General features: G+C 69.8%; 16 protein-coding genes. 5 read left to right on the top strand and 11 right to left on the bottom strand.

Annotated features, from left to right (window positions below):
- Nucleotides 1-105 precede the first annotated feature (105 nt).
- A complete protein-coding gene (locus CLV63_RS23870) occupies nucleotides 106-972 on the bottom strand; it encodes a methyltransferase domain-containing protein (RefSeq protein WP_106585432.1) in 867 nt (288 codons plus the stop codon).
- Between the two features lie 265 nt (nucleotides 973-1,237).
- Between CLV63_RS23870 and CLV63_RS23865 the strand changes: the two genes are divergently transcribed.
- Nucleotides 1,238-2,545, top strand: coding sequence for a sensor histidine kinase (locus tag CLV63_RS23865; protein WP_106585431.1), 1,308 nt, complete (start codon nucleotides 1,238-1,240; stop codon nucleotides 2,543-2,545).
- The gene (locus tag CLV63_RS23860; protein ID WP_245929012.1) at nucleotides 2,542-3,330 is read left to right on the top strand and encodes a response regulator transcription factor; all 789 of its coding nucleotides are present in this window, start codon (nucleotides 2,542-2,544) and stop codon (nucleotides 3,328-3,330) included. Before CLV63_RS23865 ends, CLV63_RS23860 begins: the two co-directional genes overlap by 4 nt.
- A 33-nt stretch (nucleotides 3,331-3,363) precedes the next feature.
- Here CLV63_RS23860 and CLV63_RS23855 read toward each other — a convergent pair whose 3' ends face one another.
- Together CLV63_RS23855 and CLV63_RS23850 are read right to left on the bottom strand one after the other, a co-directional pair.
- Complete coding sequence (locus CLV63_RS23855; RefSeq protein WP_106585430.1) at nucleotides 3,364-3,801, bottom strand: pyridoxamine 5'-phosphate oxidase family protein; 438 nt, start codon at nucleotides 3,799-3,801, stop codon at nucleotides 3,364-3,366.
- 196 nt (nucleotides 3,802-3,997) lie between these two features.
- Nucleotides 3,998-4,990, bottom strand: a complete 993-nt coding sequence (locus tag CLV63_RS23850) for an aldo/keto reductase (RefSeq protein ID WP_106585429.1) — start codon at nucleotides 4,988-4,990, stop codon at nucleotides 3,998-4,000.
- A gap of 211 nt (nucleotides 4,991-5,201) precedes the next feature.
- Here CLV63_RS23850 and CLV63_RS23845 point away from each other — a divergent pair, with 211 nt between their 5' ends.
- Nucleotides 5,202-6,056 (top strand): helix-turn-helix domain-containing protein, encoded by an 855-nt coding sequence (locus tag CLV63_RS23845; RefSeq protein ID WP_106585428.1) that lies wholly within the window; start codon nucleotides 5,202-5,204, stop codon nucleotides 6,054-6,056.
- Nucleotides 6,057-6,215: 159 nt separating this feature from the next.
- Here CLV63_RS23845 and CLV63_RS23840 read toward each other — a convergent pair whose 3' ends face one another.
- The 8 genes from CLV63_RS23840 to CLV63_RS33275 form a co-directional block, all read right to left on the bottom strand.
- Nucleotides 6,216-6,779 carry a dihydrofolate reductase family protein gene (locus CLV63_RS23840; protein ID WP_106585427.1) on the bottom strand — a complete coding sequence of 188 codons (564 nt, stop codon included), beginning with the start codon at nucleotides 6,777-6,779 and terminating at the stop codon, nucleotides 6,216-6,218.
- A gap of 1,670 nt (nucleotides 6,780-8,449) precedes the next feature.
- On the bottom strand, nucleotides 8,450-10,009 hold the full coding sequence (locus CLV63_RS23830) for a tyrosine-type recombinase/integrase (RefSeq protein ID WP_245929011.1): 1,560 nt from the start codon (nucleotides 10,007-10,009) through the stop codon (nucleotides 8,450-8,452).
- Entirely contained in the window at nucleotides 9,973-10,152 is a 180-nt protein-coding gene (locus CLV63_RS35310) for a helix-turn-helix domain-containing protein (protein ID WP_106585532.1), read from the bottom strand. The genes CLV63_RS23830 and CLV63_RS35310 overlap by 37 nt, the downstream gene beginning before the upstream one ends.
- A 320-nt stretch (nucleotides 10,153-10,472) precedes the next feature.
- Complete coding sequence (locus CLV63_RS23820; RefSeq protein ID WP_245929010.1) at nucleotides 10,473-11,999, bottom strand: replication initiator; 1,527 nt, start codon at nucleotides 11,997-11,999, stop codon at nucleotides 10,473-10,475.
- Between the two features lie 328 nt (nucleotides 12,000-12,327).
- A complete protein-coding gene (locus CLV63_RS23815; RefSeq protein WP_146165646.1) occupies nucleotides 12,328-13,158 on the bottom strand; it encodes an RNA polymerase sigma factor in 831 nt (276 codons plus the stop codon).
- Nucleotides 13,159-13,300: 142 nt separating this feature from the next.
- Nucleotides 13,301-13,441 (bottom strand): hypothetical protein, encoded by a 141-nt coding sequence (locus CLV63_RS33735; RefSeq protein WP_170134307.1) that lies wholly within the window; start codon nucleotides 13,439-13,441, stop codon nucleotides 13,301-13,303.
- 189 nt (nucleotides 13,442-13,630) lie between these two features.
- Complete coding sequence (locus CLV63_RS23810) at nucleotides 13,631-13,942, bottom strand: hypothetical protein (protein WP_146165645.1); 312 nt, start codon at nucleotides 13,940-13,942, stop codon at nucleotides 13,631-13,633.
- Nucleotides 13,942-14,256, bottom strand: coding sequence for a hypothetical protein (locus tag CLV63_RS33275; RefSeq protein WP_146165644.1), 315 nt, complete (start codon nucleotides 14,254-14,256; stop codon nucleotides 13,942-13,944). Before CLV63_RS33275 ends, CLV63_RS23810 begins: the two co-directional genes overlap by 1 nt.
- Nucleotides 14,257-14,354: 98 nt before the next feature.
- Between CLV63_RS33275 and CLV63_RS23800 the strand changes: the two genes are divergently transcribed.
- The gene (locus CLV63_RS23800; protein WP_106585422.1) at nucleotides 14,355-15,119 is read left to right on the top strand and encodes a Scr1 family TA system antitoxin-like transcriptional regulator; all 765 of its coding nucleotides are present in this window, start codon (nucleotides 14,355-14,357) and stop codon (nucleotides 15,117-15,119) included.
- A complete protein-coding gene (locus CLV63_RS23795; protein ID WP_106585421.1) occupies nucleotides 15,112-15,288 on the top strand; it encodes a DUF397 domain-containing protein in 177 nt (58 codons plus the stop codon). The genes CLV63_RS23800 and CLV63_RS23795 overlap by 8 nt, the downstream gene beginning before the upstream one ends.
- Nucleotides 15,289-15,334 lie beyond the last annotated feature (46 nt).

Genomic DNA, 15,334 nt, shown 5'->3' with positions numbered 1-15,334 from the left:
CTCGACAGGGCACCGGCGGCCGGGCCCGGACCGTCCCGGCCGCCGCACAGTGCGGCGGGGCCGACGGCACCCCCGCCCCACACCTCACCGCCCTCAGCCGGGCGACTACGCCGACGGCGCCCCAGCGGGGTCGGCGGCGGGGTCGGCGGCGGGGTCGGCGGCGGGGTCGGCGGCGGGGCCGGCAACGGCCCCGGATCGGCCGTCGGGCCGAGCCCACACCAGCGCTTCTCCCGCGTGCCGGGGCTCCTTCACCACCAGGTGGCGGACGTGCCGCCACCAGGGGTCGGCGCCGTAGGGCCGTGTCGCGCACAGCGTCCCCCCGGCCCTGGTCATCACGTCGGCGAACTCGGCCCGCCCGATGGCATGCATCCGCATGGGCGCCGGAAACCGCAGGACACGGCGCTGGAACGATCGGAGCAGGGGGTTCGGTGCGAGTGCGGCGAGCGCCGCGCGCACGTAACTCGTCGCGCCATCGGGAACCCCCACGATGAGCGCGCCGCCCGGGCGGGTGACCCGCATCAATTCTCGGAGGTAAGCTCGGCCGGATTTCGGGGGAAGGTGCTGGATGACCCGATCGGTGTAAACGAGATCGAACCCGCCGTCCTCCAGAAAGCGCAGGTCGTCGGCCGTGTTGTGAATGTATCGAATGCGTCCGCCGCTGCGGTCGAGTCGGCGGGCGTGCGCCAGCATCGATTCGGCGATGTCGACGCCGACCACCTCATCGAAATGGCCCGCCAATGCATTCGTGAGGCGACCGACCCCGCAACCGAAATCCAATGCCCGGCCGCCGCGAATGGTGATGCCGAGACCATCGGCCCACGCGATGTCCTCGGCGACCTGGGCGCACCCGGTGGCGAAAAGTTCCGCCGCACTCCATTGGTTGTTCTTCTTTCCCGGTTCGGTGAGGACCGCCCAAAGAGGGTCGCTCTCCCCCAGCTCATTCCAGTCGCGGCCGACCTGTCCAACACTCATCGCAGGACCCCGAATTCGACAGCGAGAATCGACCCGGCGGCACTCAACGAAAGGATTTCCGTGATCCTCGTCCGTGCCCCGGGAATTCTCGTTCGCGGATAGTGGGACGAGCCTAGAAAACGGGTCTACCCCGGCGCGTCACTCACAGGTAGGGACTTCATTCGGCGGCCGCGCAACTTTATATTCGCGCGCAGCTCATCATTCCGGACCTCGAATCCCGGCGGCGCAGGACCTATCCTCGGACCATGGGTGGAAAGGGCGGCCGATGGCCGAGGTGATCTCCTCCGGCCGGCCGCCGAAGGGCCCGTCGGCACGCGGGCTCGCCACCAGGGCGTACGCGTTCGTCTCCGCACGGCCCCGGCCGAGCGACCTGGTCCTCGCTTTCGGCGCGGTGGCGATCCAGCTCCTGTCGTGGGCGACCGCGCCGGAAGGAGCGGGCGGAACAGGTGGGACCGACGGGGCCGGTGGGGTCGACGGGACCGTCGGAACAGGTGTCGCCGCAGTGGCACTGATATGCCTGCCGCCCCTGGCGCTCATCTGGCGGTCGACCCACCCGACGGCCATGTTCGTCTTCGTGAGCCTGGGCGCGTGGACGTGGACGCAGATCCCGCTCGCCTCACCCGTGGCCGCCCTCGCCCCGCTCTACGTCGCGGTGGCGCTCTACTCCCTGGCCCGCTACGCCCGGACGGCGGTCGGACTGGCCGGCTTGGGTGTGCTGTGCGCCTTCATCCTCACCGACACGCTGGGCCGCTTCGGCTCCGACCCCGCCGCATGGCCGGGACTGGCGCCCACCGCCCTGCTCCAGTCGGTGATCCTGCTCGGCTTCCCCATCGTCATCTGGACGCTGGGACACAGCCGCCGCCGCATGCAGGAGGACGCAGAGCGGCTGCGTCGCCTCGCCGAGCAGTTGCGGGCCGAACGGGAACTCAGCACCCGGCGGGCCCTGGCCGCTGAGCGGAACCGCATCGCCCACGACCTGCACGATGTCGTCGCCCACCACATCAGCGGAATCGCCGTCGTCGCCCACGCGAACAACGACGAACTCGCCGACGACCCCGATGCCGTCCGCGACGGGATGCGCACGATCGCGACCGCCGCCGACACCGCGCTCGGCGATATGCGCCGCCTCCTCGGCCTCCTGGCCAACGGCGCGCCGGACACCGGGCCGGCCCCGGAGGCGTCGCTCGACCGGTTGGACCGGCTCGTCGCACCGGCCCGCGCAGCGGGATGCACGGTCGTGGTCGAGACAAAAGGCCCCTTCGGCGACCTCTCCGCCTCTCTGCGCACAACGGCCCACCGTGTCGTCCAGGAAGGGGTCACCAACGTGATCAAACACGCGGCGCCCGCCGATGTCACCGTCACCGTGCTGCGCACGGGCGCGTCCCTGTCCGTCGAGGTCGTCAACGGGCCCCCTGAGCGGACACGCGAACGCTTCGACGGCACGGGCCTCGGACTGCTCGGGCTGCGCGAACGGACCGGGATCTTCGCCGGGACCCTGACCTCCGGTCCCGAAACGGGCGGCGGCTGGCGGCTCCGGGCGACGTTCCCCCTCGACCCGGCAGGGGACCTGTGAACGAACCAATCGGGGTCCTGGTGGTCGACGACCAGGCCGTGGTGCGGGCGGCGCTGCGCGCGGTCATCGACCGCCGCGACCGCATGCGGGTACTGGGCGAGGCCGCCGACGGCGCCGAGGCGGTCGCCGCGGCGTACGAACTGCGCCCGGACGTGATCGTCATGGACGTGCGCATGCCCGAGATGACCGGTGTCGAGGCGTGCAGGCGGATCCTGGCCGACTGGCAGCACCCGCCGCCCCCGCGCATCCTCATCCTGACGACATTCGACCTGGACGAGTACGTTCACGCGGCCCTGCGCGCGGGTGCCGCGGGGTTCCTGCTCAAGAACAGCCGCCCCGAGAAGCTCACCGAGGCGATCACGGTCGTGGCGGAGGGGGAGTCGATGCTCGCGCCATCGGTCACCCAGCGGCTCATCCGGTCGTTCGCGAGTCTGCCGACGTCGCTGACTTCGGGACATCCGGCAGCGGGGGACGCCGCGGAGGGCGGCCGCGGGCTCGGACCGGGGGACGCCGCGGACGGCGGCCGCGTGCCCGGACCGGACCCCGCCCGCCTGCTCACCGCACGCGAACTGGAGGTGCTGGCCCTGCTGGCGCGCGGCGAACCGAACGTCGCGATCGCCGCGACACTGGGGGTCACCGAGGCCACCGTCAAGAGCAGGGTGAACCGGATCCTCACCCGGCTCGGCCTCGCGAACCGGGTCCAGGCCGCGATCCTCGCCCACGACGCCGGGCTCGTCGACCGCCCCCGACCGCATGCGCCCGGAGCCGGACCAGGGCCCGGGTGACCCCCGTCCACTCCCCCACGCGAGGCGGGGCCCTTACGGGGCCGGGGTGTAGCTCAGGTCCTTCGCGGTGAGGCGGTCCGGGCGCATCCGCAGCCACATCGTCCCGGACTCCGCGGGGTCGGCCCGCAGGTAGTTCCGGAACCGCCGGTCCCACTGCGCCTCTTCCGCGCCGAGGTAGCGGCTGAGCTTGCGGTAGCCGCGCTCGGTGTCGAACGGCACCAGTTCCGCGCTCCCCCGGGCGATGACCTGGCGGACCTCCCCGCTGCCGATGTCGCAGACGTCCACGACGAGCACGATCGCCGGGTCGGCGCGCACGCGGTCGTACAGCTTCGTCCACGGGCCCGTGAGAGTCCAGAACACGCCGTCCTCCCACAGGTACCAGGCCGGGCGCACCGTCGGCCCCTGTGTGGCGATGCGCGCGGTCAGCGGCCGGGCGAGGAACGCGTCCACGTCGAAATCGGTGTCCACCATGGGGCAAGCCTGCCAAAGCGCCACCACCGCATCGACGAGCGGGCGAGGCTGGAGGTGGGCGGGCTGGGCTCGGTGGTCCTGGACACGGACGCGGCTGGACACTGGCGAGCCGCGCGGATCGCCGCCCCCGCCACCTCCGCCGCGACCGGTGCCGGACCGGCCGCGGCAGGGGCGTATGCCGACCGCAGCGGGGGTGTCAGCGGTTCGTCGGCGGCTCGACCTCCGTGTCGCCGTTCAGCCACGACTGCGAACCGGCGTTGAGGTCGGTCGGGTAGCCGGGGTCGAAGTCGGCCACCGCCTCCAGTCGCTCGACGGCCTGCGCGGGGAGGGCGACATCGGCGGCCGCAAGGTTGTCCCGGAGCTGCCGGGCGCTGCTGGCGCCGACGATGGGGTGCACCGCGCGGGAGCGCGCCATGGTCCAGGCGATGGCGACCTGGGACGGGCTCACCCCCAGCTCGCCCGCGATCTCCCCCACCGTGCGCGCGACCTCGTGGTCGCGCGGGGTGAGGGACGCGACGTCGACCCGGCCACCGGTGCGGGCGGCGTCCGGCCCGGTGTACCTACCGGACAGGACCCCGGCCGCGAGTCCCCCGTAGGTCGCAACGCTCATGCCCAGCGCCTCGGCCATGGGCAGCAGCTCTCGTTCGATGTCGCGCTTCAGCAGGTTGTACGGGACCTGCACGCCCGCGAACGGGGACCAGTCGCGCCACTGCGCCAAGGTGTTCGCCCGGGAGACGAGCCACGCGGGCAGGTTGGAGGCGCCGACGTAGAGGACCTTCCCCGCGCGCACGGCGTCGTCCAGCGCCCGCATGGTCTCCTCGATCGGGGTGTACTCGTCCCAGGTGTGCACCCATAGCAGGTCGACGTAGTCGGTGCGGAGCCGCCGGAGGCTCTCCTCCAGGGAGAGGGTGAGGTTCTTGCGGTGGCTGCCGCCCGAATTGGGGTCGGCGGCGTCGCGGGGCAGGGTGTACTTGGTGGCCAGCACGAACCGGTCCCTGCGCTGCTTGAGGAGGTCGCCCAGGACCTCCTCGCTGTCGCCGTAGGCGGACGCGGTGTCGATGACGTTGCCGCCGGCGTCCTCGTACAGGTCGACCATCCGGCGGGCCTCGTCGGCGTCGGCGAAGGTCATCGCGCCGAGGAACATCTGCGAGACCCGCAGGCCGGTCGGCCCGAGCAGTCGGTGGCGCATCAGGCCACGTCCCATGCCGTGGGCCCGAAGGCGCCGGTGCCGGCGCCGCGCGCCAGGCGTCCGATGGGCTGGGTGTCCAGGTACTCGATCTCGTCGGGTGTGAAGGTCATGGACCGAGTCTGGGGAAGAATCCGGACCCGGGGAAGACCGGGGCGAACCTAGCTCCGGGAGGGCCAGGATCAGCCCGGTCCGGCGGACCTAGACTCGGCCCATGAGTGAGAGCGAGTTGGGGACGTACCTGCGCAGCCGCCGCGAGGCGCTCGTCCCGGAACGGGTAGGGCTGCCCGCGGGGGCGCGCCGCCGTGCTCCCGGCCTGCGGCGCGCCGAGCTGGCCACGATCTCCGGAGTGAGCGTCGACTACCTGACCCGGCTGGAGCAGGGACGCGACCGCAACCCGTCGCCGCAGGTGCTCGTGGCCCTGGCCGACGCCCTGCTGCTGTCGCTGGACGAGCGGGTCCACCTGCGCAACCTGTCCAAAGCCGCCTCAGGGGCCGGCGCCCTCTGCCCCGGCGGGCTGCCGCCCGCCCGGGAGGTCCGCGCCACCATGCGCACGCTGCTCGACCGGTTGGACCCCGCCCCGGCGGCGCTGTTCAACCGGCTCGGCGAGACGCTCGCCCACACCTCCGGCTATGAGCGGTTGGCCGGGCCCCTCGGGCTCCTCGACGGGGAACAGCCCGCGAGCCGGGTGTGGTTCCTGTTCGCCGACGAGCGGGCCCGGCAGGTGTACCCCGACTGGGACCTTGTCGCCGACGAGCGGATCGCCGCGCTCAAGTCCGAGTCCTCACTCGACGACCCGCACCTCGCGCACCTGATCGAGGAGCTGAGCATCGTGGCCGGGGCCCCGTTCACCGAACGGCTGGCGGCCGCACCGGTCCCCCCGCGGCGCACCGGTGTCGAACGCCTGGCACACCCGGAGGTGGGCGAACTCCGGTTGTCGTACGAGACCTTGGACGCGGAGGGGCAGCAACTCGTCGTCTACCTCCCCGCCGACGACACCGCAGCCGCTGCCCTGCGCCACCTCACCCCCGACCCCCGCAAGCCCGAGGTACTGACCTTGACCGGGTAGCGCTCCACCCGCTCCCCTGGGCCTGGCGGCACGGCCGGACTCTGGCCGCGCGCGGCCAGGCCGAGCGCGCGGCAGCGTGGAGAGGCGCAGGCCCTCGCCGCTGCCAAGGTTCGCCGGGCAGGGGGCCGTTGGTCGAGGCGCCACGGACGTCCGGTCTGCCTACACCTCGGCTGAGTAATGCGAGTACACGATGCCGCCGCTGAACTCCTGGGTCTCAAGCAGCCGCAGTTCGATCCGCTTGTCCAAGGTGGGGAAGAACGGTGTGCCGCCGCCGAGTATCACCGGGAACACCCACACCGCGTACTCGTCAATGAGCCCGAGCCGGATGAGGCTCGCGCCGAGCCCGGCGCCTCCTACCTCGATCTCGCCGCCGGACTGCGCTTTCAGGGCGTTGACCTCCTCTACGACGTTGCCGCGCACCAACCGCGAGTTGTGGCCGACCTCGGTGAGTGTTGTCGAAAACACGACCCTCGGTATGGCCCGCCACAGCCGCGCGAACTCAACGATGAAGTCGGACGCCTCGGGGTCCTCGTCGGCGGTTGGCCAGTACGCGGCCATGTTCTCGTACAGCCGCCTGCCGTACAGCGAGGTGCCGACGCGTCGGGTCCGCTCGATGTGGAACTGGTGCAGGTCGTCACCAGGATCCGACCAGTCGATACTGCCGTCCGTTGAAGCGATGTACCCATCGAGTGAAACACCGAGCGAATAGGTCACTTTCCGCATGGTTACCTCCGTGCTTGGATCGCTGGCAGCGCCCGGCAAGCGAACGAGAACAGTTCGCACCCTCACCTGGCCGATCAAATGGTCAGCTGCCATACCGACTACTCAGCTACCGAAATTCATCGTCGGACATCCGTACGACAATTTCGAGCGAGTGCGTGATCGCCGCGCGGAGAATCAAGGCGCAGATGCTCCAGCACCGGCACCGGCCCTTCCCAGACGGAGGGGCAGCCCCTAGCTTTCGGCGCAGAATCAGAGCCGGGGACGGGGCAGCAGGGGGTGGAGCCGGGGGTGGGAGCGGGACGGGAGCGGAGCCGGGAACGGCCGAGGTGCCGTGACCCGCACCCGCGGTGATCGAACCCGCCCACCAGGCCCGCTGGGCGGCCCTGTCCACTCTCACCACCCGGCCCCGGTGGGGAAGGCAGCACCAAAGGCGAGCAGGGTCCGGGCCCCTGGTTGGATCGTGCCGGTCTTCTTGGTGGGCGGTCCGTCTGCGGAACGGCCTTGTCGCCGGGCCGCATGCGGGTGACCTGCGGTGACAAGCAGCACCAAGGGTGGGTGGGGGGCCCGGCCCCGGCGGTATCGAGTGGGGTGTGTGGAAGTCGGGGCGGGCGACGAGGCAGCAAAGGCCGATGGTGGGCCAAGGTGCGCGATAGGCCACCGCAGCGTTCGAGGGTGTGTCCGTTACACCGCCACGGCGCAGCGCCCCATGTATAACCGCAGGTCAGAGGCTCGAGTGTTGCACTCCACCACTCGTGTCGTCTCACATAGTGAGAAGTCAATGAGGATGGCCACTCAGGATTAGCCCCCATGACACCTGGATGGCGACCCCGCCACTCCTCAGGCCCGCACCACCCGCGAAAAACGGACATCACGCAGCAATCCGGGCGCGCAAGGAGGACCCAGCCCGGCCCTTCGTCCGCATTATGGACATGATCTTGACACAGGGCCCGAATTGGCACCCAGTCGCTGCGAAACACGCGACCAAAAGGGGCATACACCCCGAATCACCCTCCGCGGGTGGCGCTATGCGCAGATAGCAGTGCTTTCCGCTACGCAGGGACGCGGGTACGCGTGGGAGGCCCCAAGGAACGCCGCCTTCGACAGCGCGCCCCGGCCCACCACCGGCCTTCGCTGCCCCGTCGCCCACCCCGACCCCCGCACACCTCAGCCGAAACAACCGAGCCCGGCCCCTGCCGCCGTTGGAGCCGCTTTTCCCCACCGTGCACCCCGCTCGGTACAACCGACGCCCGGGCCCTGCTCACCGTCGGTGCTGCTTTTTTGGGAACCGGATGCCGACAGCGGACAAGGCCGCCCTGCGAGCCGGAGTCGCCTCCTAGGACGGCCGGTATACGTACCACCCTGGGATTCTGCGCTTTCCCAGAAAAGTGAAGCCCTCGGTTCCTTGTGGTTGTTCGGGCGATTTATGTGGAATAGATTCGCCTTTCCGTTTTTCGAGAAGTGGTCAGAATCGGGGGTACCACGCGGTAACCTTCGAGGTCAGCAAGAGTGCTCCCCGCGCACGCGGGGATGGACCCTGCACGCACCCGAGAACCGCCCCCAGCAGGGTGTGCTCCCCGCGCACGCGGGGATGGACCCGATGACCATCCGCTTGCCGTCTCGCTGCGTCGGTCTGCCCGGTGTGCTCCCCGCGCACGCGGGGATGTGTCCCTTCAGGTGTCATGGCCGTCTGACCTGGTGTTTTCCTCGGTTTCAGCGTCGTTTTCGAGGAGTTGGCCCGTGACAGGCCCGATCTCGGAAAGTGCCTGGTCAATGATCTTGTTGGAGGCGTGCGTCTGGGAGGTGAACCAGTGCGTATAGGTCGTCAGCAGGACCTCTACCGAGTGCCCGAGCCGGTAGGCCACATCGGGCGCGGGAACGCCGAGGTTGATCAGCAGGGACGCGCACGCGTGGCGCAGGTCGTAGGGTCGCTCTGCCAGGCGTGCGGCCCGCTCAGCGTCGGTGAGGACCGCAGCGCGCGCCCGCTTCCACGCGCGCCGGTACACCTTGCCCGGCAACGTCGCGAAGGCGTCGGTCGCGCTCAGGTGCCAGAAGAGGCGCCCGTCCGGCGCGGTACCGAATTCCGCCAGGTGCCAGCGCAGCACGGCGACGGCTTCGGGGGGAAGCGGGATCCGGCGCACGTCCCCGGTCGCGCGCTGTTTCAGTTCGCGTGACTCACCGGCCGACCCGGCGTCGGTGTAGGAGGCGCCCACCTCAGTACGTGAGCCCGCAGCGGTGAGCAGGCCCCAGCCCGGTACGGCGTCGGTATGGGTGATGTGCTCAGGCCAGGTGATGTCCCCGCGCGCCACGGCCCGTGTCTCGCCGGGGCGGGTGCCTGCCAGGTAGGCCAGGACGAAGAACGCCGCCAAGTACCGGTCGGTGGGGTTGGTGCTGTCGGCAACGGCGGTGATCAGCCGGGACGATTGCGCCGTGTCCGGCACGGTGCGGGGGTTGACGGCATCGGAGACCCGCGCGCGCCGCACCTTGAGGCCCGCCATGGGGTTGGTGGCGAGCAGCCCGCGTGCCACGGCGTGGTCGAGTACGGCGAGCAGGACCCCGCGCCGACGCCGGATCGTGCCCGCAGCCGAGGCGCCGGTTCCGTCGATACGCAGGCAGGCGCGATCCAGCAGCGCCCGCACCGCCTCTGCCCCGGAGAAGTCCGAGACTGGACGGGATACCTGTTCGGCCCAGGTCAGCAGGGCCGCCGTTCGCGCATCGGGGCAGGGACGCGCCGTGACCCGGTCCTCAGGACGGTTGGCCGTGGTGTCGGTGTCGAAGGACAGCGCGAAGGACACCAGGGCCGAGCGCACCTCACGCAGGGACGCGGGGGACGGAGCGCGCTTGACCGCTTTGTCATCGACCGCCGCAAGGATCAACCGCGCGGTGTTGTCCGCGATCGTGCGGCGGGTGTTGCCGGAGTCGGTGAGTCCCCAGGCGTGGCGCGCGTAGGCCACCGCGTGGCCGTAGAAGGACTCCGTACCCCGTTCCCACGCCAGCGGTTCGCCCGAGGACAGCGAGAACACATCACCGGCCCGCGCCGCCGCCCGTAGCGCGGTTTCGTGGTTGCGCGCGAGTTCCTTGGTGAGGAACGACCGTGATTTCTGTGTCTGGTCGATACGCCACCGCAGTTCAAACGGCTTACTGCGACCCGCGCGTTTACGGATCTCCCAGAATTGAATATCCTGTCCACCCGGCATCAGCGACCGCCCTTGATTGGGAATCCGTTCGTACACGCCCATTCTATGAAATCGGACCGGTGAATCCGAATGCGCCCACCAGGCGATTTAAACGCGGTCGGGCCGTTTCCTGCCCGCACCCACCGGTACACCGTCGCCCGGTCGAAGCGTAGTTCTTGCGCCATCTCAGAGATCGTCATGACCTGTTGCTGTGCCACTGCCGCACCTGTCCCGATCCAGTCCACGGGCCACCCACGGGCCACCCGCCGATTGTGTCGAATCGTGTCCGCAACCGGCCGCCCCAACCGAACGCGAATTCTCGAATTAGCTTGACTTCCGGCGCCCGGCGGGGCCATCCACAAACCCCGGCCGCCGCCCCTATTCGCCGCTGACGCGAGCGACAAAGGAAGCGCTACGCGCCTTATCTCTGTTCCATCCATCCCGTTTGCGGGAATGGGAAATGTGAGTGGGGGATTGGACTGGTCGCGCTACGCGCGTCGTTCTTCTTTGTGCTGCCGCGCTATTCATCAGGGAGCGGGCACCATTCGGCCATTTCGGCTTCGCGGTGCAGAAGGTCGCGGTACTCATGAAGGGCGACCTCATACTCACGTGCCATCATCCGCGCAAGATCGGCATCCGTAGCGTGGGTGTAGCCCCGCCCGGCATAGGAGAAGTCGCCCACCACGTCCGCGCCGGAGCCCCGCGCCGAGGCCCACACGTCGGTCGCCCCGGAGGCCGCACCCTGTTCGGCGCGCCAGGTGCGGCGCGCGGCCCGCAGCGCACCCAGGGTGACCGAGTACCGGCGCGATTTGGTGGCGAAGTGGCCCCGGTAGCCGAGCGTGTGCGCCCAGGACCGGAGTTTCAGGTGTTCCAGGTCCCGGCGTCCGCCCAGGTCCCACGCCGTTTCGACCATGGTCGCGAGGTGGCGGCCGATCTTGCGGCGCAGCCAGGTGCGGTGGAGCGTGCGGAAGCGCGAGGCGAGCGCCCCCGAGGCCCCCGCACTGTCCGACGCGGTTTTCGTCGCGTACTTCGCGAGGTAGGCCGCTACGCGGCGCGTGTCACCCGCAGGGCCGCCCGCGCTCACGTCGGAAACGTCGAACTGGCTTCCCCACTGGGCGACCCGAAGTCTGCCATCCGGTGAGGGCAGGGCTACCGACGCCGTGTCCACCGCGCGCCGCACCGCCGAGGAGAGCAGGCCCGCCGTCGCCCACGAGGCAGGCGCAACGATCCCGCCGTTGCAGTCGGCGCCGTCCAGGCGGATCACCAGGTGCAGATGCACCAACCCCCGGCGTTGGAACTCACTGACTTTCACGTAGGAGACGCGGAGGAGGTCGCGCAGGCCCGAGGCAGTCACGTGGTCCCCGGTCGCGGCCGAGGCCAGCGGCGCCAACGCGCGATCGATCCCGATCCGGGTCCGCCGCCACAACTCGCCCGCGTGGGAGTTCCACAGCACCGCGCCCGCGTAGTCATAGCAATCCGCGCACAGCGGGGTCCCCACCACGGGGTGAGCGGTGTCGTGGACCAGGCCGCAGCCCGCCGGCCGCCCATGCGCACACGTTCTGCTCCTCCCGGAGCGCGGACGGCAGGCCGCTCCGCCACGCGCTGAATGCACCGGCCCGAAGGACGGAGCCGTCAGCGTCACGAACAGCCTCGGGTGCGACTCGACGGAGGAGGGCACGACGGAGCCCGCTGTGTCCGCCCGCGCGCCCGCATGGGTGCCCGACGAGGTCGCCGTAGACCGCCCCTGGAGACCGCTCACGACGACATGCCACATGTCGCGGCGATACGTCTCCGCACACGACGCGCAGACGGAGGCGCGCCGGTCCCCGCACGCGATCAGCAGAGTCCCGTCCGGCTGAGACGACGACGAGAACGACGCAGCAATCTCACCCGTGGACGTGTCCACCGCCGAAGCGCGACCCGTCACCCGCACCGGACGCGCGCAGAAACGGACGCGTTCGACCTGGCGACGCCACGCCGGGTAATCCGCCCCTGAGACCCGATCGTGCATCGCCCGCATACCGGGGGACAGTTCGGTTTCCGTCACGCCCGCACCTCCCGCACCGTCGAAAACACGTTCTAGTACGAGCATGGAACAGAAACGGAGATGTGCACGGTCAATCTTTGCGCGGATACCGCTTCGAGCACGCGTCCGTGCGCCCGCATCCCGCCACCTCCGCAAACCGGGGAGCGGCCAACCCCGGCCGCCGTGCACAGAGTTTGCGTTCAGCGACCACCGGGAGGCAACGAATCGGCAGGACGAATTCGGCGAATGTCTGAAATGCGCAAACTATCCACATTCGGGTGCGCGTCCCCGCCCGGACACGGCGGAGCCCCCGGAACGCCGACGTCCCAGGGGCCAGCACACGTGGCGCTCAGCTCTTCGGGTTGGTGATGCGGTTCTGGATGGAGGCCCACCCCATGCCGTACTCGCGTGCGAGTTCGGTGATGGTGGCGCCGTTGTCGTAGCGGGCGCGGAGTCGGGTGTCGGTGATGCCGATGTCGCGCCGCGCCCGGTAGCCGGGGCCGGGGTCGGGGCGCTGGGCACGACTGCGGGTGCGCTGGCGTATGGCGGTGGTGGTGACGTGCTTGTGGCGGGGTCTGCCGCTGCGCACATCGTTGCCCCACGCCCTGGTCGGGGTCTCGTGCTCGTGCCACAACGCGGTGAAGGCGCGGCGGGCGCGCGAGATCATCGAGTAGAAGCTGGACACCGGCAGACCCAGCGACGCAGCCGCGCGGGTGTAGTCCTCGTGGTAGTACAGCGCGCTGATGAGTTCCTGCTGGCGGGGGGACAGGGCGGCCCAGATCTGGTCCAGGGCGAGGCGTTCCACGACGCGCTCCTCAGGACTGCCGGTGGGGGAGGAGGCGAGCATCCAGTACCGGTGGAACTGCGGCGCCGCCCCGTGCTCGGTCTGGCCGTGGAACGCGCGGTGCTTGCGGGTGTGGGCGGTGATGGCATTCCACCCGGCGCGGATGAGGTCCCAGATGTCGGGGGGTTCGGCCGCCGCGTAGAGGTGTTCGGCGATGGCCGACCACGCGATGTCGCGGCGCTCGCCCCAGGGCAGGGGGGTGGCGTAGCGGTAGTGGGTGGCGGCGTAGTTGGCCAGCCGCACGATGGCGCGCGCGGTCCAGCCGGGACGAAGCGGCTCATCCTCAGCACACGCGTAGGGGTCGGCAATCGGCGCCGGTTCAGTGTCGGGGGCCATGGTCACCTTCGGTATGGGGGTGTCCGGCTCCGCCCCGCCTGCGGAGCCGGACGGTTCAGGGGGCGCGGGGGGCCGCCCGGACCCGCACACGGGGTTGCCGGGTGCGGGTCCGAGCGGCGCTCATGCGATCACGTCTGCGGGATCAACCGCTGGTGATGCAGTAGTGCTGCCAGCAGTGACCGCCCGATGCGGCAGTCTCGGCAGCGGCGGGCGCGGCGGCGGTGAGTGCTACGGCGGTGGTGAGGGTTGCGGCCAGCAGTCCGGCACGGATGAACGTGAACATGCGGTTCCTTCGGGGTTGCGGGCTCGTGCGGCCCGGAGTGCTAGGGGGAAGCGAACAGGCGAGGGCGGCGGGCCGCGCGCTCTGGCCATGACGAACAGAACTCGTCCCTTCGGGTCGGGGTCCCCGGACCGGGTCGTGCGGCCCCCGCAGGCGCACGGAGCAGGCAGGGCGGCGACACGGCAGGAAGGGCTACAAGGAAGCCAGCGCCCGGCGGACCGCACCGTCGAGCACGCCCGCGCACAACTCGCACGTCTTCGTGTGGCGATCCAGAACCGCCGCGTGCTCACGCATCAAGTTCCCGAACGCCTCCGGCGTGGTGCGCACGTGCACGACCAGCCCGCGCCCGTCCGGGCACAGCATCGGCAGCGACGCGCAGAACACCCCGTGGACCACGACCGCACGGTCGGAATCGGTGATGCAGAAGACGTTCCACCCGCGCGGACCGAACTCACGCGCGAACGCGGGGAAGGGGTGGCGCGGCGACACCGGACGCTCAACCATCACGCCGTCACCTCCCGCGCGGCCAGGTACGCACGGATGACGCCGCGCAGATCCGAGTGGGACCGGATCTCGGAAAACACCCGGTCTGCTGTCGGCCCCCGCACCGACGGTTTCGTCCCGCCGTCGGCCATGTCCACGTCCAAGAACGCGAGGAACTCGCCATGGCGCGGAAGCCACACGCAGCGCCAGCCGGGGGACTCATGTTCAATCCTCTGGGCTTCTGCTTCGTTGCCGAGGAAGGCACGAGGTCTACGACGCGGGTGGCTGCGGAGTTTCTGAGGGCTTGCGCATGTGGTGCTGGGATCGCTGTCCATAAGCCCAGGTTGGAGACAGGCGCGGCGATCCCATAGTGTCCGCAGCTATTTTGGAATTTGCTGTACGGTTTTGAGTGCTCATTGCTACCGTATGAGGCGTGACCCCAACTCTTTTCTCTGAAGCTCTCACCAGGTTTCGCGACTTGGCAGGGTTCACCCAGCTCCAGTTGTCCGCGCGGAGTGGCACCGCACATTCCAGCGTCAACCGCTGGGAGAACGGTGGTTCGTTGCCAAAACGGGACAACGCGGAGCGGTTGGACGCTGCCTTGGGAGCCAACGGTGAGCTGTTCACCGCGTGGCGCCGCTCCACGGTCGGTACCGGGCTTCCCGAGTGGGCACGCGACCTCGACGCGATCGAACGAGGCGCGCGGCAGCTCTCTATCGCGGCGCCGTCCCTGGTGCCTGGGTACCTTCAGTGCGAGGCGTACGCACGCTTCGTCTTCTCGGCGGGTCAGCCGCTAGCAGTTCCTGAAGAGCTGGACCGGCTCACCAAGCTGAGGTGCGAGCGACTCAACGAACTTCCCAACCTGAGTGTGACCGCTGTGTTTCCGTTGTCCGCCTTGACCGGGCTTCCCAGCGCCGTGGTCAAGCAGCAAGCTCGGCACCTCGTGGAATGGGTCGACACCGGCAGGGTCGTGCTTCACGTGGTGCCGACTGGTTCCATACTGATCGTTCCCACGTCGCCGGTCATGCTGTTTCGCTTGAGGAGCGGGGAGCTGGTGATCACCAGCGATTACGCGGACGGTAGTGTGACCTTGAATTCTGACACCCACGAGCGTGTTAGCAGCCTGTTCACGGCGGCATTGGCGGCATCCTTGCCGTTTGATCTCTCGCTTGCAGCACTGAAGGACCTCTATGCGTGATTGGTATACCTCTAGTTACTCCCCCAACGGTTCCAACTGCGTTGAGGTTCGGGAGTCCCCGACCATGGCCGACGTCCGGGACACGAAGCACAGGGACGCGGGATACCTCACGTTCGGCGCCGAGGAGTGGGCGGCGTTCCTGCACCACGTGCGAGCCGAAGCGCGGTAGTTCCCGCCCAGCCGTCCCCGGCACAGGGGCGGCAGCATGGCCGATG

It is taken from the genome of Murinocardiopsis flavida (genome assembly GCF_003014485.1).
Taxonomy (GTDB): Bacteria; Actinomycetota; Actinomycetes; order Streptosporangiales; family Streptosporangiaceae; genus Murinocardiopsis; species Murinocardiopsis flavida.
This window is presented reverse-complemented; position numbering and strand designations above follow the sequence as displayed.

Excerpts from the sequence above, each read along its gene's own strand:
- CLV63_RS23870 (WP_106585432.1), bottom strand. The coding sequence starts at position 972 with ATGAGTGTTGGACAGGTCGGCCGCGACTGGAATGAGCTGGGGGAGAGC.
- CLV63_RS23865 (WP_106585431.1), top strand. The coding sequence starts at position 1,238 with ATGGCCGAGGTGATCTCCTCCGGCCGGCCGCCGAAGGGCCCGTCGGCA.
- CLV63_RS23855 (WP_106585430.1), bottom strand. The coding sequence starts at position 3,801 with ATGGTGGACACCGATTTCGACGTGGACGCGTTCCTCGCCCGGCCGCTG.
- CLV63_RS23850 (WP_106585429.1), bottom strand. The coding sequence starts at position 4,990 with ATGCGCCACCGACTGCTCGGGCCGACCGGCCTGCGGGTCTCGCAGATG.
- CLV63_RS23845 (WP_106585428.1), top strand. The coding sequence starts at position 5,202 with ATGAGTGAGAGCGAGTTGGGGACGTACCTGCGCAGCCGCCGCGAGGCG.
- CLV63_RS23840 (WP_106585427.1), bottom strand. The coding sequence starts at position 6,779 with ATGCGGAAAGTGACCTATTCGCTCGGTGTTTCACTCGATGGGTACATC.
- CLV63_RS35310 (WP_106585532.1), bottom strand. The coding sequence starts at position 10,152 with ATGACGATCTCTGAGATGGCGCAAGAACTACGCTTCGACCGGGCGACG.
- CLV63_RS23815 (WP_146165646.1), bottom strand. The coding sequence starts at position 13,158 with ATGGCCCCCGACACTGAACCGGCGCCGATTGCCGACCCCTACGCGTGT.
- CLV63_RS33735 (WP_170134307.1), bottom strand. The coding sequence starts at position 13,441 with ATGTTCACGTTCATCCGTGCCGGACTGCTGGCCGCAACCCTCACCACC.
- CLV63_RS23810 (WP_146165645.1), bottom strand. The coding sequence starts at position 13,942 with ATGGTTGAGCGTCCGGTGTCGCCGCGCCACCCCTTCCCCGCGTTCGCG.
- CLV63_RS33275 (WP_146165644.1), bottom strand. The coding sequence starts at position 14,256 with ATGGACAGCGATCCCAGCACCACATGCGCAAGCCCTCAGAAACTCCGC.
- CLV63_RS23795 (WP_106585421.1), top strand. The coding sequence starts at position 15,112 with ATGCGTGATTGGTATACCTCTAGTTACTCCCCCAACGGTTCCAACTGC.